The organism is Streptomyces sp. NBC_01775, from assembly GCF_035917675.1.
Classification (GTDB): Bacteria; Actinomycetota; Actinomycetes; order Streptomycetales; family Streptomycetaceae; genus Streptomyces.
The window spans coordinates 3,813,006-3,827,526 of the sequence record NZ_CP109104.1; the positions used below are offsets into that span (position 1 = coordinate 3,813,006).

Annotated in this window: 13 protein-coding genes; 4 read left to right on the forward strand and 9 right to left on the reverse strand. The window is 71.8% G+C overall.

Going from position 1 to position 14,521, the window contains the following annotated elements:
• Positions 1 to 7 precede the first annotated feature (7 nt).
• From OHB04_RS16885 to OHB04_RS16900, 4 genes are all read right to left on the reverse strand, one after another.
• Complete coding sequence (locus OHB04_RS16885; protein WP_326688526.1) at positions 8 to 271, reverse strand: hypothetical protein; 264 nt, start codon at positions 269 to 271, stop codon at positions 8 to 10.
• 219 nt (positions 272 to 490) lie between these two features.
• Complete coding sequence (gene guaB, locus OHB04_RS16890) at positions 491 to 1,996, reverse strand: IMP dehydrogenase (protein ID WP_326688527.1); 1,506 nt, start codon at positions 1,994 to 1,996, stop codon at positions 491 to 493.
• Between the two features lie 127 nt (positions 1,997 to 2,123).
• A complete protein-coding gene (locus OHB04_RS16895; RefSeq protein WP_326692773.1) occupies positions 2,124 to 2,711 on the reverse strand; it encodes a sigma-70 family RNA polymerase sigma factor in 588 nt (195 codons plus the stop codon).
• Between the two features lie 450 nt (positions 2,712 to 3,161).
• A complete protein-coding gene (locus tag OHB04_RS16900) occupies positions 3,162 to 3,773 on the reverse strand; it encodes a response regulator transcription factor (RefSeq protein ID WP_003948568.1) in 612 nt (203 codons plus the stop codon).
• Positions 3,774 to 4,152: 379 nt separating this feature from the next.
• Between OHB04_RS16900 and OHB04_RS16905 the strand changes: the two genes are divergently transcribed.
• Complete coding sequence (locus OHB04_RS16905; protein ID WP_326807741.1) at positions 4,153 to 4,470, forward strand: WhiB family transcriptional regulator; 318 nt, start codon at positions 4,153 to 4,155, stop codon at positions 4,468 to 4,470.
• Positions 4,471 to 4,615: 145 nt separating this feature from the next.
• Here the strand turns inward: OHB04_RS16905 and OHB04_RS16910 are convergent, their stop codons facing one another.
• The gene (locus OHB04_RS16910; protein WP_326688529.1) at positions 4,616 to 5,503 is read right to left on the reverse strand and encodes a LysR family transcriptional regulator; all 888 of its coding nucleotides are present in this window, start codon (positions 5,501 to 5,503) and stop codon (positions 4,616 to 4,618) included.
• A gap of 80 nt (positions 5,504 to 5,583) precedes the next feature.
• Between OHB04_RS16910 and OHB04_RS16915 the strand changes: the two genes are divergently transcribed.
• Entirely contained in the window at positions 5,584 to 6,249 is a 666-nt protein-coding gene (locus OHB04_RS16915; RefSeq protein ID WP_326688530.1) for an MOSC domain-containing protein, read from the forward strand.
• 140 nt (positions 6,250 to 6,389) lie between these two features.
• Positions 6,390 to 7,163, forward strand: a complete 774-nt coding sequence (locus OHB04_RS16920) for an SDR family NAD(P)-dependent oxidoreductase (protein WP_326688531.1) — start codon at positions 6,390 to 6,392, stop codon at positions 7,161 to 7,163.
• 102 nt (positions 7,164 to 7,265) lie between these two features.
• On the opposite strand, the gene groL is transcribed toward OHB04_RS16920, so the two are convergent.
• Positions 7,266 to 8,891: a chaperonin GroEL gene (gene groL / locus OHB04_RS16925; protein ID WP_326688532.1), complete on the reverse strand. Its 1,626-nt coding sequence runs from the start codon at positions 8,889 to 8,891 to the stop codon at positions 7,266 to 7,268.
• Positions 8,892 to 9,019: 128 nt separating this feature from the next.
• Entirely contained in the window at positions 9,020 to 9,328 is a 309-nt protein-coding gene (groES, locus tag OHB04_RS16930) for a co-chaperone GroES (RefSeq protein ID WP_019354894.1), read from the reverse strand.
• Between the two features lie 374 nt (positions 9,329 to 9,702).
• On the opposite strand from groES, the gene OHB04_RS16935 reads away from it, so the two are divergent.
• The gene (locus OHB04_RS16935; protein WP_326807742.1) at positions 9,703 to 10,899 is read left to right on the forward strand and encodes a class I SAM-dependent methyltransferase; all 1,197 of its coding nucleotides are present in this window, start codon (positions 9,703 to 9,705) and stop codon (positions 10,897 to 10,899) included.
• On the opposite strand, the gene OHB04_RS16940 is transcribed toward OHB04_RS16935, so the two are convergent.
• Both OHB04_RS16940 and OHB04_RS16945 read right to left on the reverse strand, forming a co-directional pair.
• Positions 10,881 to 12,266 (reverse strand): hypothetical protein, encoded by a 1,386-nt coding sequence (locus OHB04_RS16940; protein WP_326807743.1) that lies wholly within the window; start codon positions 12,264 to 12,266, stop codon positions 10,881 to 10,883. The two genes, OHB04_RS16935 and OHB04_RS16940, sit on opposite strands and share 19 nt — an antisense overlap.
• Positions 12,256 to 14,478: a hypothetical protein gene (locus tag OHB04_RS16945; RefSeq protein ID WP_326807744.1), complete on the reverse strand. Its 2,223-nt coding sequence runs from the start codon at positions 14,476 to 14,478 to the stop codon at positions 12,256 to 12,258. The genes OHB04_RS16940 and OHB04_RS16945 overlap by 11 nt, the downstream gene beginning before the upstream one ends.
• Positions 14,479 to 14,521 lie beyond the last annotated feature (43 nt).

The following is a 14,521-nucleotide window of genomic DNA, read 5'->3' on the forward strand; positions in this document are numbered from 1 at the left end:
CTAGTCCTCAGTCGGCGAGATACAGGTCCTCGTCGAACACCGTGACCACCACGATGACCATCAGACCATGCCCGATCAGGTATTCGATGAGGATGCCGGGGGCAGCTTGTGCCTTCCGGTCGTCCTCGTGTGTTCCCACCGGCTCCGACGCCTTGTGATAGGGATCGTTGGCCAGCTTGGCCAAGCCCCGCTCAAGCATCTCACGGCGGTCCGCGCGCATGGAGTCGACGGGCTTCCGGGCCTCTATGGTGTACGTGACTCGATACGTCATGCCTGGGCCTCCCTCCTGCTGATTCGGCGGGCCGGCCTCATGCCGCGAGAGTCAGCGCCGCGGACGGTTCGGCGCCCGGGGCGTCAGGCGCCCCGTCTCCCGCGTCATCTGCTCCGTCGCCCGGGGAAAGACCTCGGCGCCGCGAACAGTTCGGGGCCTCCGTCTTCATCTGACCCCATCACCCGGGGGACCACCCCCGGGCCCCCGGCCGAAAAGACCTCAGCGCCGCGAATAGTTCGGGGCCTCCGTCGTCATCTGGATGTCGTGCGGGTGGCTCTCCTTGAGGCCGGCCGAGGTGATGCGGACGAAGCGGCCCCGCTCCTTCATCTCGGGGACGGTGCGCCCGCCGACGTAGAACATCGACTGCTTGAGGCCGCCCACCAGCTGGTGCACGACGGCGGAGAGCGGGCCGCGGTAGGCGACCTGGCCCTCGATGCCCTCGGGGATCAGCTTGTCGTCGCCGCTGACGCCCTCTTGGAAGTAGCGGTCCTTGGAGAAGGACCTGTTGTCCCCGCGCGTCTGCATCGCGGCGAGGGAGCCCATGCCGCGGTAGGACTTGAACTGCTTGCCGTTGATGAACAGCAGCTCGCCCGGGGACTCCTCGCAGCCCGCGAGCAGGCTGCCGAGCATGACCGTGTCGGCGCCCGCGACCAGGGCCTTGGCGATGTCGCCGCTGTACTGGAGGCCGCCGTCACCGATGACCGGGATCCCGGCCTCCTTGGCTGCGAGAGCCGCCTCGTAGATCGCCGTGACCTGCGGGACACCGATACCGGCGACCACGCGGGTGGTGCAGATGGAGCCGGGACCCACGCCGACCTTCACCCCGTCGACGCCGGCGTCGATGAGGGCCTTGGCGCCGTCGCGGGTGGCGATGTTGCCGCCGACGACGTCGACGCCCGGAGCGTTCGACTTGATCTTGGCGACCATGTCACCGACGAGCCGGGAGTGGCCGTGCGCGGTGTCGACGACGAGGAAGTCGGCCCCGGCCTCGACAAGGGCCTGCGCCCTGTCGTACGCGTCACCGGCGACGCCGACGGCCGCGCCGACCAGCAGCCTGCCCTCGGAGTCCTTGGAGGCCTGTGGGTACTGCTCGGCCTTCACGAAGTCCTTGACGGTGATGAGGCCCTTGAGCGTGCCGACGGGGTCCACCAGCGGAAGCTTCTCGATCTTGTGGCGGCGCAGCAGCTCCATCGCGTCGTCGCGCGAGATGCCGACCTGGCCTGTGACCAGCGGCATCGGCGTCATGACGTCGCGTACCTGGCGGCTGCGGTCCAGCTCGAAGGCCATGTCGCGGTTGGTGACGATGCCCAGGAGCTTGCCCGAGGCGTCGGTGACCGGGACGCCGCTGATGCGGAAGCGCCCGCACAGCGCGTCGGCCTCACCCAGCGTGGCGTCGGGCCGGATGGTGATGGGATCGGCGACCATGCCGGACTCGGACCGCTTGACCTGGTCCACGTGGTTGGCCTGGTCCTCTATCGAGAGGTTGCGGTGCAGGACGCCGACACCGCCCTGGCGGGCCATCGCGATGGCCATGCGGGCCTCGGTGACCTTGTCCATGGCGGCGGACAGCAGCGGCACGTTCACCCGTACGTTGCGGGAGACGTGCGACGCGGTGTCGATGTCCTGCGGGGCCATGTCCGACTCGCCCGGCAGCAACAGGACGTCGTCGTATGTCAGGCCAAGAGTGGCGAATTTGGCGGGCACTCCGTCGACGTTCTCTGTCATGACACCTTCCCATGCGGACCACCCCCGCTCGGGCGGGGCGCCGCTGCTTGTTCAGCCGCAGCTCCCATGCTATCGGCCTGGCGCGGGTGCCCGGACCGGCTGTGGAAAACCTCCCGGGCCCCCGTGACTACTGCTCGGCCAGTGCCCGCAGCCTGCTCAGCGCCCGGTGCTGGGCAACGCGCACGGCTCCGGGTGACATTCCCAGCATCTGTCCGGTCTCCTCGGCCGTCAGCCCGACGGCGACCCGCAGCAACACCAGCTCCCGCTGGTGCTCGGGGAGGCTGGCGAGGAGCTTCTTGGCCCACTCCGCATCGCTGCTGAGCACGGCCCGCTCCTCGGGGCCGAGGGAGTCGTCGGGCCGCTCGGGCATCTCGTCCGAGGGCACCGCCGTGCTGCCGGGGCCGCGCATGGCGGCGCGCTGGAGGTCGGCGACCTTGTGCTGGGCGATGGCGACGACGAACGCCTCGAAGGGCTTCCCCGTGTCCCGGTAGCGGGGCAGCGCGCACAGGACCGCGATGCAGACCTCCTGCGCGAGGTCGTCGACGAAGTGGCGTGCGTCACCCGGCAGTCGGGTCAGCCGGGTGCGGCAGTAGCGCACCGCGAGGGGGTGCACGCGGGCCAGCAGATCGTGGGTGGCCTGGCGGTCGCCGTCGACCGCGCGCCGGACGAGGGCGCTGACCTCCGCGACATCCGTCACGTCCGCGGGATCCGTCACCTGTGAGGGCTGCGCGGTGTCCGCGGGGTGCACGGGCGGCGCGGGCTCCGCGGCGTCGACCGCCGGGGCGCCTGCGGCGCCGCCCGCGGCGTTGACGGCGGCAGCGGCTGTGGCGGCGGCACTGACGACAACGTGGCCCTGGCCGGAAACGGCCCCGGGCGGTTGCCCGTTCTCGTCGTCACGCATCGGTCCATGGTGCACCGACGCCGCGCGGTCCGCCGCACCGCGCTGATAGAAATGAGCCGAAGCGTTATGAGCAGGCGCACTGGCCCTCATGTCCCACGCCCTCCCCTCACGCCTGACCGACCGGTCCCCGAGGAACTCCATACCTCAAGCATGCGGCACGCGCGAGATTTCTCGCCTGCCCCTCCGTGAGACAGCCCGGCTCCGGGCCTGACGTCCCACCCGTCTACAGCCGTGGACGGGCGGGAGTCGGCGGCCGGCCGGCGACTACCGGACGAGGCCCCAGCGGAAGCCGAGTGCCACCGCGTGCGCGCGGTCCGAGGCGCCGAGCTTCTTGAACAGCCGCCGGGCGTGGGTCTTGACCGTGTCCTCGGACAGGAACAGCTCACGCCCGATCTCGGCGTTCGAGCGGCCGTGGCTCATGCCCTCCAGGACCTGGATCTCCCGCGCGGTGAGCGTGGGCGCCGCGCCCATCTCGGCCGAGCGCAGCCTGCGCGGCGCGAGCCGCCAGGTCGGGTCGGCGAGGGCCTGGGTGACGGTCGCGCGCAGCTCGGCGCGGGACGCGTCCTTGTGCAGATACCCGCGGGCACCGGCCGCCACGGCCAGCGCCACGCCGTCGAGATCCTCTGCCACCGTCAGCATGATGATGCGGGCGCCGGGATCGGCGGAGAGCAGCCGTCGTACGGTCTCCACTCCGCCCAGGCCGGGCATCCGGACATCCATCAGGATCAGGTCGGATCGGTCGGCACCCCAGCGGCGGAGGACTTCCTCGCCGTTGGCCGCCGTCGTTACACGCTCGACGCCAGGCACGGTCGCGACCGCGCGGCGCAGCGCCTCTCGGGCAAGCGGGGAGTCGTCGCATACGAGGACGGATGTCATGACCGCCCTCCGCTGCTGATGCGCATCACCTTGAGCCTCCAGGCTGCTCTTCAGAATCGTCACCTGCGCGATTGACGGCCTCGGACAGATGTGCCCCGGCTTGTTTTCAAGTCAACCGCTTTCGCCCTTCCAACGACGGTCACCCGAAAGAGTTACGGCTTCCCGGGGCCGCCATCAGCACTCTACGTGAGCATCCGTACACGGATCAGCACTATCCCGTGTTCCGGAGGGCGGAACGACCATCTCTCCCGATGTGCCCCTATTTGGATCCATTCCTTTCGTTTTTCTGGATCACTCGCTAGATTCACAAAGAGTAATATTTACGCACGAGCGCCCCATGAGCCCTCACAAGCCCCAGCAGCAATCGAGGAGAGACGCGATGGCAGACTTCTCCCGCCTTCCTGGACCTAACGCGGACCTGTGGGACTGGCAGCTTCTGGCCGCCTGCCGAGGGGTGGACAGCTCGCTGTTCTTCCACCCGGAGGGGGAGCGCGGCGCGGCACGCAGTGCGCGGGAGGCTTCCGCCAAGGAGGTGTGCATGCGCTGCCCCGTGCGCGCCGAGTGCGCGGCGCACGCCCTCCAGGTCCGCGAGCCCTACGGGGTGTGGGGCGGGCTCACCGAGGACGAGCGCGAGGAGCTGCTGGGCCGGGCCAGGACCCGGATGGCCGCCGCGCCGCAGGGCGGCGAGGAGGACTAGCGGCCCGGCCGCTGCTCCCTCGGGGCCGAAGAAACGTTCACCCGCGGCCGGAGAGAACAGCAGTCGGGCCGGCCGCGCGGGCCGCTCCCCCGGAAGGCGGCACGCACACGCGGTGGACGGTCCCGCCGCGCGGGCGCGTGTTCGTTCAGCGCCGGGCCGCGGTCTCCAGCCTGTCCAGCATCGCGGCGACCGAAGGCACCTGCGCCAGGTCGGGCAGGGTCAGCGCCACCACCTCGCGCTGCACGGCGGGAGTGACCCGCACCGCGCGGGCGCCCTTGGTGCGTACGGACTCCACGGCCAGCTCCGGCAGCACGGCCACGCCCAGCCCCGCGCCGACGAGCCCGACCACGGCCGGGTAGTCGTCGGTCGCGAAGTCGATACGCGGGGTGAAGCCCGCCGCCTCGCACACCTCCACCAGGTGCCGTCGGCAGCGCGGGCAGCCCGCGATCCACGGCTCCTCGGCGAGCGTGCCGATACCGACCTCCTCGGCGTCCGCGAACGGGTGCCCCTCGGGCACCAGACCGACCAGCCGGTCGGTCAGCAGCGGACGGGCCACCAGGTCGTCCCACTCGGGGGCGGCGCCGTAGCGGAAGGCGAGCGCGATCTCGCTGTCCCCGCCGCGCAGCATCTCCACCGAGCGCGGCGGCTCGGCCTCCACCAGCGAGACCCGGGTGCCCGGGTGGTCGGCACGCATGGCCGCGACCGCCGTCGGCACCAGCGTGGAGCTGCCGCTGGGGAAGGACACCAGCCGCACCCGGCCCGCGCGCAGCCCCGCCAGCGCGGCGACCTCCTCCTCGGCCGCCGTCAGCCCCGCCAGGATCCCCGCGGCGTGCCGCGCCAGAGCCTCGCCCGCCTCGGTGAGCCGCATCTCGCGTCCGGCGCGCACCAGCAGCGGGGTGCCCGCCGATTGCTCCAGCGACTTCATCTGCTGGCTGATGGCCGGCTGGGTGCAGCCCAGCTCGCGAGCCGCGGCGGAGAAGGAGCCACCGGCGGCGACCGCGCGCAGGACGCGGAGATGACGGGCCTCGATCATCCGTCGAGCATAAGTCCGCCTTGGGGAGCATCCCAAAAAGCCCCTCGCGTCTTTGGGGCGGGGCGATCTAGCCTCAAAGGATGCAGCTCCTCTCCGTGAACATCGGCCGGCCTCGCCACTCCGAGCACAGCTCCGCCCAGGACCGGCTGACCGGTATCGACAAGCAGCCGACCGAGGGCCCCGTGGCCGTCTCGGCCCCGGGGCCGCGCGGCGCCGGCGGCAGCGGCCTGGCCGGGGACGCGGTCTGCGACCTGCGGCACCACGGCGGAAACGAGCAGGCGGTCTACGCCTTCGCGCGCGAGGAACTGGACTTCTGGGAGCGCGAGCTGGACAGGAAACTGCCCAACGGAGTCTTCGGCGAGAACCTCACCACCACGGGGGTCGCCGTCGACGACGCGCTGATCGGCGAGCGCTGGCGGGTCGGCGCGCCGGATAAGGGGCCGCTGCTGGAGGTCTGCTCGATCCGGATCCCCTGCCGCACGTTCGCGGGGTGGCTGGAGGAGCGCGGGTGGATGAAGCGGTTCATGGAGCGGAGGATGTCCGGCGCGTATCTGCGGGTCATCGAGCCGGGCGAGGTGTGCGCGGGCGACCCGGTGGAGGTGGTGCACCGTCCCGCTCACCAGGTGTCGGTGAGCCTGGTGTTCCGCTCGCTCACCCGGGAGCCGGAGCTGCTGCCGCTCATCCTGGAAGCCGGGGACGTGCTGGACCCCCTGGCGCGGGAGGTGGCGCTGCGGCGCACGTCCTGAAGCTGCGCACCTGGCCTGGAGCTGCGCGCGCACGGCCTGGAGCTGCGCACATGGCCTGAAAAAAGCGTCATTCGGCTTGCGGTGTCCGGCGCTTGGACTTCGTACGACGGGTTCCCCCGGGGGGCCGATAGCGTGCGCGTATGACGACTGCACTGATCACGGGAGCCACCGCCGGCATCGGCGCCGCCTTCGCCCGGCGGCTCGCCAACGGCGGCTACAACCTCGTGCTCGTCGCGCGGAACACGGAGCGGCTGTGGCGCGAGGCGACCGAGCTGCACGACCGGCACGGCGTCGAAGCCACCGTGCTGACCGCCGACCTGGCCACCGATGACGGCATCGCGGCCGTGGAGGAACGGCTCGACGACCGCGAGCACCCGGTCGACCTGCTGGTGAACAACGCGGGCTTCGGCAACAAGGGCCGCTACCTGGAAGTGCCGGTGTCCGAGGAGCTGACGATGCTCAAGGTGCACTGCGAGGCGGTGCTGCGGCTGACGTCGGCTGCGACCGGGTCCATGCTGGAGCGGGGCAGGGGCGGCGTGGTCAACGTCGCCTCGGTCGCGGCGTTCTTCCCCCGCGGGACCTACGGCGCGTCCAAGGCGTGGGTCACCCAGTTCACCCAGGGCGCCGCCAGGGATGTGGCGGGGCGGGGGGTGCGGCTGATGGCGCTGTGCCCCGGTCTGGTGCGCACCGAGTTCCACGAACGCGCCGGGATGGATGCCGGGGACGTCCCCGGCTGGATGTGGCTGGACGCGGACCGGGTGGTGGAGACCGCTCTCCGGGACCTGGCACGCGGGCGCACCCTCTCCGTACCTGACCCCCGCTACAAGGCCCTGCTCGGCGCCTCACGGCTGGTGCCTCGCGGCGTACTGGCCCGCGCCTCGTCGACCACGGGCCGCAAGTACGGCCCGAAGTAGCGGTTTTGAGCCCCTCCCCGGCGGAGGGCAGGGGCCGGAACGACGGAGGCGCACCCCCACAACCAGGTGCGGGGGTGCGCCTCCGAGCGGGAGCGGGATGCCTCAGTGGGCGTGGCCGTGGCTGTGGCCGCCCGCGGCCTCCTCTTCCTCGGCCGGCTTCTCGACGACCAGCGTCTCGGTCGTCAGCAGGAGCGAGGCGATCGAGGCGGCGTTCTCCAGCGCGGAGCGCGTGACCTTGACCGGGTCGATGACGCCGGCCTTCACCAGGTCCGCGTACTCACCCGTCGCCGCGTTGAAGCCGTGCCCGGCCTCCAGCTCGGCGACCTTGGAGGTGATGACGTAGCCCTCCAGGCCCGCGTTCTCGGCGATCCAGCGCAGCGGCTCGACGGCGGCGCGGCGGACGGTGGCGACACCGGTGGCCTCGTCGCCCTCCTTGCCGAGGTTGCCCTCCAGCACCTTGACCGCGTGCACGAGCGCGGAGCCACCGCCGGAGACGATGCCCTCCTCGACGGCCGCGCGGGTCGCGGAGATCGCGTCCTCCAGGCGGTGCTTCTTCTCCTTCAGCTCGACCTCGGTGGCCGCGCCGACACGGATGACGCACACGCCGCCGGCGAGCTTCGCCAGGCGCTCCTGGAGCTTCTCGCGGTCCCAGTCGGAGTCGGTGGACTCGATCTCGGCCTTGATCTGCGCGACCCGGCCCTGCACGTCCTCGGACTTGCCGGCGCCGTCGACGATCGTGGTGTCGTCCTTGGTGATGGTGATGCGGCGGGCCGAGCCCAGCACGTCGAGACCGGCCTGGTCGAGCTTGAGACCGACCTCCTCGGCGATGACGGTGGCGCCGGTCAGCGTCGCCATGTCGCCGAGCATCGCCTTGCGGCGGTCGCCGAAGCCGGGGGCCTTGACGGCGACGGCGTTGAAGGTGCCGCGGATCTTGTTGACGACGAGGGTCGAGAGGGCCTCGCCCTCCACGTCCTCGGCGATGATCAGCAGGGGCTTGGAGCCGCCGGCCTGCATGATCTTCTCCAGCAGCGGCAGCAGGTCCTGGATGGAGCTGATCTTGCCCTGGTGGATCAGGATGTACGGGTCGTCGAGGACGGCCTCCATACGCTCCTGGTCGGTGACGAAGTACGGCGAGAGGTAGCCCTTGTCGAAGGCCATGCCCTCGGTGAAGTCCAGCTCCAGGCCGAAGGTCTGGGACTCCTCGACGGTGATGACACCGTCCTTGCCGACCTTGTCCATCGCCTCGGCGATCAGCTCGCCGACCTGCTTGTCCTGCGCGGACAGGCCGGCGACGGAGGCGATGTCCTCCTTCGAGTCGATCGGGCGGGCCGTGGAGACCAGCTCGTCGGAGACGGCGGCGACGGCCGCGTCGATGCCCTTCTTCAGGGCGGCCGGGGAAGCACCCGCGGCGACGTTGCGCAGGCCCTCGCGGACCAGCGCCTGGGCCAGCACCGTGGCGGTGGTGGTGCCGTCACCCGCGATGTCGTTGGTCTTGGTCGCCACCTCCTTCAGGAGCTGGGCGCCAAGGTTCTCGTAGGGGTCCTCGACCTCGACCTCGCGCGCGATGGTCACGCCGTCGTTGGTGATGGTCGGGGCGCCGAACTTCTTGTCGATGACGACGTTCCGGCCGCGGGGGCCGATGGTCACCTTCACGGTGTCCGCGAGGCTGTTGACGCCCCGCTCAAGGGCGCGACGGGCGTCCTCGTCGAACTTCAGGATCTTGGCCATGGGAGCTGCTGTGTCCTCTCACACGTCTCGCACGAGCCGCGCCCTGGCCCCTGCTACCTCATGGGGAGCGGGCACCAGGGCGCGATTCACCTGCAAACTGCTGTGTCCGGATTACTGCTGTGTCCGGATTACTTCTCGACGATCGCGAGAACGTCGCGAGCCGAGAGGACGAGGTAGTCCTCGCCGCTGTACTTCACTTCGGTGCCGCCGTACTTGCTGTAGAGCACGATGTCGCCGACGGACACGTCGAGCGGCAGGCGGTTACCGTCCTCGAAGCGGCCCGGGCCCACGGCCAGGACGGTGCCCTCCTGGGGCTTCTCCTTGGCGGTGTCCGGAATGACCAGGCCCGAGGCCGTGGTCTCTTCAGCGTCGAGCGGCTGGACCACAATGCGGTCCTCAAGCGGCTTGATGGCAACCTTGGAACTGGCGGTCGTCACGATCCGACCTCCCCCTTCGGAGATCTCATCACGGGGTCACATGTCTGGAGTGGCGACCTGGTAGATCCGTCGTCGCGGGTGCCGGATCTGCCCGTCGCTACTGCTGGCACTCCCACGGGGAGAGTGCCAGGGTCGACATTATGCCGGGCTTAGCACTCGGTCAAGCGGAGTGCTAGCCGCACCGGCTGGTGGGGGTGTCTTGGTTGCCGTACGTTTTCGGCTTTCCCGCCGTGGGAGGTTGTCGCTCGCGCTCGTCCTCAAGCGCCGGACGGGCTACTTGTAGCCCGTCCGGCGCTTGAGGAGCGGGGGTTCGGGGCGGAGCCCCCTGAAAGAAGCAGGAAGGGGCGGGGTTGGGGAAGAGGGAGAATGGCGGGGTGGAACCGGACGTGTTCGAGCGGCTGCTCGGCGAGGAGGGGCAGGCGCTCCTGCATGAGGTGCGGGACGTGGATCCCGCGCGGGAGTTGGAGGCGGCCACCAAGCTGCGGCGCGCGTACGACGCCGACCTCGTGTCGGCCGCGCTCGCTCAGGCCAGGTTCCGGCAGCGCGCGGCGGCCAAGTTCGACGCGGCCGACGCCGCGCGGATGTACTTCACGCCGAACGGTCTGGAACAGGCCACCCGGGCGCCGGTCGCGGACCACCGGGCCCGCCGGTTCGCGGAGCTGGGTGCCCGCCGCGTCCTGGACCTGTGCTGCGGCGCCGGCGGCGACGCCCTCGCGCTGGCGCGGGCCGGGATCCAGGTGCTGGCCGTCGATCGTGACCCGCTGACCTGCGCGGTCGCCCGCGCCAACGCGGAGGCGCTGGGGCTGGCCGACCGGATGGAGGTGCGCTGCGCCGATGTCACCGAGGTCGCCACGGACGGCTGGGACGCGGTGTTCGCCGACCCGGCGCGCCGTACGGGGCGGGGCAGGGTGTTCGACCCCGAGGCGTACTCCCCGCCGCTGAGCTGGGCCGTGGAGACCGCGCGCCGCGCGCCGCCGGCGGCGGCGCTGAAGGTCGCGCCCGGCATCCCGCACGAGGCGGTGCCGCCGGAGGCCGGGGCCGAATGGGTCTCGGACGGCGGGGACGTGAAGGAGGCGGTGCTCTGGTTCACCGGATCGCCTGGTGAGATCAGGGCGACGCTGCTGCCCGCCGGCCGGACGCTGACCGGCCGGGGCCTGCCCGATCCGGACGTCGGGCCGGTGGGCCGGTTTCTCTTCGAACCGGATGGTGCGGTGATTCGCGCGCACTTGGTCGCCGAGGTGGCGGCGGAGGTGGGCGGGCGGCTGATCGACCCGACGATCGCGTACGTGACGGCGGACGCGCCGCACCGCACGCCGTATGCCACCGGGTACGAGATCACGGACGTCCTGCCGTTCAACGTCAAGAAGCTGCGCGCGCTGCTGCGGGAGCGCGGGGTCGGCGTCGTCACCGTGAAGAAGCGCGGCTCGGCCGTCGAACCGGAGGAACTGCGCCGCAAGCTGAAACTGGACGCGAAGGCGCACCGGGGGGCGTGCACGATCTTCCTCACCCGGGTCGCGGGCGCCCCGAGCATGCTGCTGGGGTACCCGCTGGGTCAGTCCGGGGCGTCCTGAGCTTCACGGTCGCGGCTGTCACGGCCGTCGCGCGTGCGGGAGAAGTCGCCCCTGATGACGCGCTCGGTCAGCGGGACCTCCCCGAGCGAGCCGTATCCGGTCGCCGCCCACAGGCTGCGCTCGGCCGGCACCTCGAAGTACGGCACGGTGCGCCCCTCGTGGGTGTCGGTGAGGGCCTCGGGCGCGCGGTGGCCGCTGACGGCCGAGGAGCAGGTGTCGCAGGCCGCGATGTGCAGCGCCTCGCGGCGGCCCAGCGGACGCCAGCGGATGCGGCCGGATGCCGGGCCGTGCAGGGGGTTGAAGAAGCACAGCGGCAGCGCGCTCTTGGGCTTCTTCCTGGGGCGCCGCCCCGTGCCGGGCCGGGACGCCGCCTCCGATGCCCGCGCCAGGGCACCACGGCCCTCGTGGACGAGGGCGAGGGCCCCGGCGAGGTCCGGCGTGCCCTGGGCCCCGTCCAGGACGGTGCCGGCCGCCGTGTAGGCGTCCAGGGCGAGCTGGAGTGCGGCGGCATCCGGTGCCTCGCCGGACTGGTGGGCGCTCAGCTCCTCGCCGAAGGCGAGCACCTCGCGCTGCGCGCGGGCGCGCAGATCGCGCTCGTCCGCCTCGCGCGCGGTGGCGAACACCGAACTCGGGGAGGTGAACGCGCCACCGCGTGACAGCCCGCCCGCGCGGCGGAGGCGGCGCACCAGCAGCCACAGCGCCGCCAGGACGGCCAGGCCCAGCGCGGCCAGGCCCCCGATCAGCAGCGGTGAGAGGCCGCCGCCGTCCTTGTCGTCCGCCAGAGAGCCGCCCTTGAGGTCCTTGGTCGCCTTCTCGTAGACCTTCAGGCCGTTGCCGCCCTCGACGATGTCGATCGCGCGGTCGAACTTCGCGTACAGGCTGCGGCCGTCCATGTCCTCCTGGCGGCCGACGGCGGCGACACCCCAGAACGCCTCGTGCTTGTCGCGCGGGTACTCGCGTGCCGACAGGAAGTCGTCACCCGACTTGCTGATCGACATGTAGACCGCTTCGCGCTTCGGGCTCTCCCCCAGCCGGTCGCGCACGACGTCCGCCATCTTGTCGGGGTCGCCGCCCCAGGAGTCACCGGAGATCAGCGGTACGAGGACGATCCGGATCGGGATCCCGGACTTCTCGATCCGCTGGACGAGCTTGCGCTGCTGGGAGGGCGGCAGACCCTGCTCGTACGAAGGGTCCACGTAGACGGGGGACTTGCGCAGGCCGTTCGCGATCTTCTGTCCGGGGCTGGCTTTGGCGGGTGCGGCGCTCGCGTCCGTCCCGGGCAGTGGCACGGCCAGCACCAGAGCGACGAGAGCGACGAGGAGCGCCTTCACGGTGGCTCGGAGGACGGCGCGTGGGTTACTGGACACCTAGCTGCTCCCGTACACGGCGGACGAGTTGGTCGATGGTCAGGCTCGCGCCCGTGCCGGTGCCCTGGGTGGCGCCGAGCGGGCCGGGAAGCCGGTCGTAGGGCTCGTGCGGTGCCGTGCGGCCACGGCCCGGCACACGCAGCAGCAACAGCCGCTCCGTCACGGCCGTCTCGTGCCGCAGCGCGGCGCGGGCGCCGTCGCCCGCCGTGGTGAGCGCGGCCCGGCACCCGGCGCACACGGGGCGGGCTCGCGCCCGCATCTCGTCGCCGGGCAGCTGGAGCCTCTTGGTGCCGACGGCGGGACCGTGCAGCGGGTTGAGCAGGCACAGGCGGAGCTCGGCGGGCAGCGTGCGGCGGGTGTCGCGCAGTACCGCGCCGCCCGCGCGGATGAGGGTGAGTCCTGCGGCGAGGGTGGGCGCGTCGGCCTCCTCGTCCGTGCGGCTGTCGCCGTCCTGGTCGAGCAGGAGCGTGGCCGCGTCGAGGCAGGCCCAGACGCGGGCCCGGACCTGCGCCGTGACTTGTTCGGACAGCCGCTCGAACTCCTCGTTCAACTCGTCCAGCTCGCGCCGGGCGGTTCTGCGCAACCATCCGGTGGACGGGCGGGCGGGGGCGTCCGGGGTGGTGTCCGGGCCGGCATCCAAGGCGGCGGAGGCGCCTCGCGGGGGCCCTCCGTTGGTGCCTCGCGGGCCGGAGGAGCGAGGGCCGCTCGCGAGGCCCGTACGGCGCGCCACGGCCAGTCCGGCCGCCGTCAGCGCGAGCGCGCCCAGCGCGGCGAAGGCTCCCAGGACGGCGCCGCTGGTCAACTGTCCGGAGTAGAGCGGCGGGAGCGCGTCCTCCTCCACCGGGTCGTCCACCCCGATCGGCGGCAGGAAGGGGTGATCGGGGCGTGCGCTGGCGGGCGCGTCGGCGATGTGGGAGAGCACCTGGTCGAGCTGACCGTAGAGGGCCGCTCCGCCGCTTTCCGCGTCGTCGGAGCTGCCCGAGCCGTAGCGCAGCTTCTCCGTGGACCGGAAGAGGGCGCCGCTGTCGACCTTGGCACCGTAGTTCGCGATCTCCACGCTCTCCTCCCCGTCCACGCCGGAGATCACATAGACCCCGTCCTTGCCGAGCCTCTCGTGCAGCTTCTTGGCCAGCACGTCGCTGTGGCCCGTCGACTCGTCCTCCGTGGTCATGGGGAGGGCCGCCATGTAGACCGGCACGTCCAGGCGGGCCAGGCGGGTCTTGAGTGCCTTGCGCTGCGCGGCGGTGAGGGGCTGGGGGGCGAGAGGGTCGACGTAGAGCGGGTCCTTCGCCAGCCCGTCGGCGACCCGTTCCGTCCTGGCCTCCATGTCGGCCTTCGTGGGAAGGGGGTCGCCGTCGGAGCGGGTGTCGTCGTACAGGAAGAACGCGCCGACGCCGATGACGGCCGCGGCGCCCACCGCCACCGGCAGGAGGACGGGGAGACCAGGACGGCGCCTGCCGCGCCAGTGGTACACGTACCATCCGGTCGCCAGAATCGTCAGCGGCACTCCGCTCAACAGGATGCCGGTCGAAAAGCTCTGGTCGTCCCGCTCGCTGCGGGTGGTGTGCAGGTCGTCCGGGTGCTCGTTCTTTCTGGACGCCTCGACGCCCTTCCCCGCGCGCTCGGCGGCGTCGCCGGACCGGACGATGTCGACAACCTTCGTGAAGGTGCGGAACGCGCCCGCGTCGTAGGGGAGTTCGAAGGTGGTGGCCGACTCGACGTCCTGGGCCGGCACGTCCACGTTGAACGCCGCGACGGTGGCCATGCCGCCGACGCCGTCGAGCAGCACGTACAGCCCCTTCTTGCCGAGCCGGTCGTGCACCGCCTCCAGCAGCCCGCTGGCGCCACCCGTGCTCGGCAGGACCATCACATACGTGGGCACTCCGGCGCGCTTGGCCTCCTTGGCGAAGGCGGGGGCTGAGGAGCGGGGGACGGTGCGCGGGAGCTGGTCGGAGAGGTAGACCGGACTCTCGCGGAGACGGGCGGCGAGGAAGGCGCTCTGGGAGGCGGGGACGTCCTTCGCGGTGGCGGTGGCGGTGGCCGCGCCCTTCGCCGCGTCGTCCTTCGCTGTGACCGGCGCCGCGCCCTTCGCCGCCGGGTCGGCGGTCGCGGGCGGAGCGGTGAGCGTCGCCAGTCCGGCGAGGAAGAGCGCCGCGCATATCCGCGCGCCGCGCCGCCGCACGCTCCCTCGCTTACGTATCGCGCCCCTCATCGAAGGTGCGGCTCCCTGCCTGCGCATCCCGGTCCCCACCCGT

Bases quoted from the DNA above. Each gene is read 5' to 3' on its own strand.
- OHB04_RS16885 (WP_326688526.1), bottom strand. From the start codon at position 271: ATGACGTATCGAGTCACGTACACCATAGAGGCCCGGAAGCCCGTCGAC.
- guaB (WP_326688527.1), bottom strand. From the start codon at position 1,996: ATGACAGAGAACGTCGACGGAGTGCCCGCCAAATTCGCCACTCTTGGC.
- OHB04_RS16900 (WP_003948568.1), bottom strand. From the start codon at position 3,773: ATGACATCCGTCCTCGTATGCGACGACTCCCCGCTTGCCCGAGAGGCG.
- OHB04_RS16905 (WP_326807741.1), top strand. From the start codon at position 4,153: ATGGCAGACTTCTCCCGCCTTCCTGGACCTAACGCGGACCTGTGGGAC.
- OHB04_RS16910 (WP_326688529.1), bottom strand. From the start codon at position 5,503: ATGATCGAGGCCCGTCATCTCCGCGTCCTGCGCGCGGTCGCCGCCGGT.
- OHB04_RS16915 (WP_326688530.1), top strand. From the start codon at position 5,584: ATGCAGCTCCTCTCCGTGAACATCGGCCGGCCTCGCCACTCCGAGCAC.
- OHB04_RS16920 (WP_326688531.1), top strand. From the start codon at position 6,390: ATGACGACTGCACTGATCACGGGAGCCACCGCCGGCATCGGCGCCGCC.
- groL (WP_326688532.1), bottom strand. From the start codon at position 8,891: ATGGCCAAGATCCTGAAGTTCGACGAGGACGCCCGTCGCGCCCTTGAG.
- OHB04_RS16945 (WP_326807744.1), bottom strand. From the start codon at position 14,478: ATGAGGGGCGCGATACGTAAGCGAGGGAGCGTGCGGCGGCGCGGCGCG.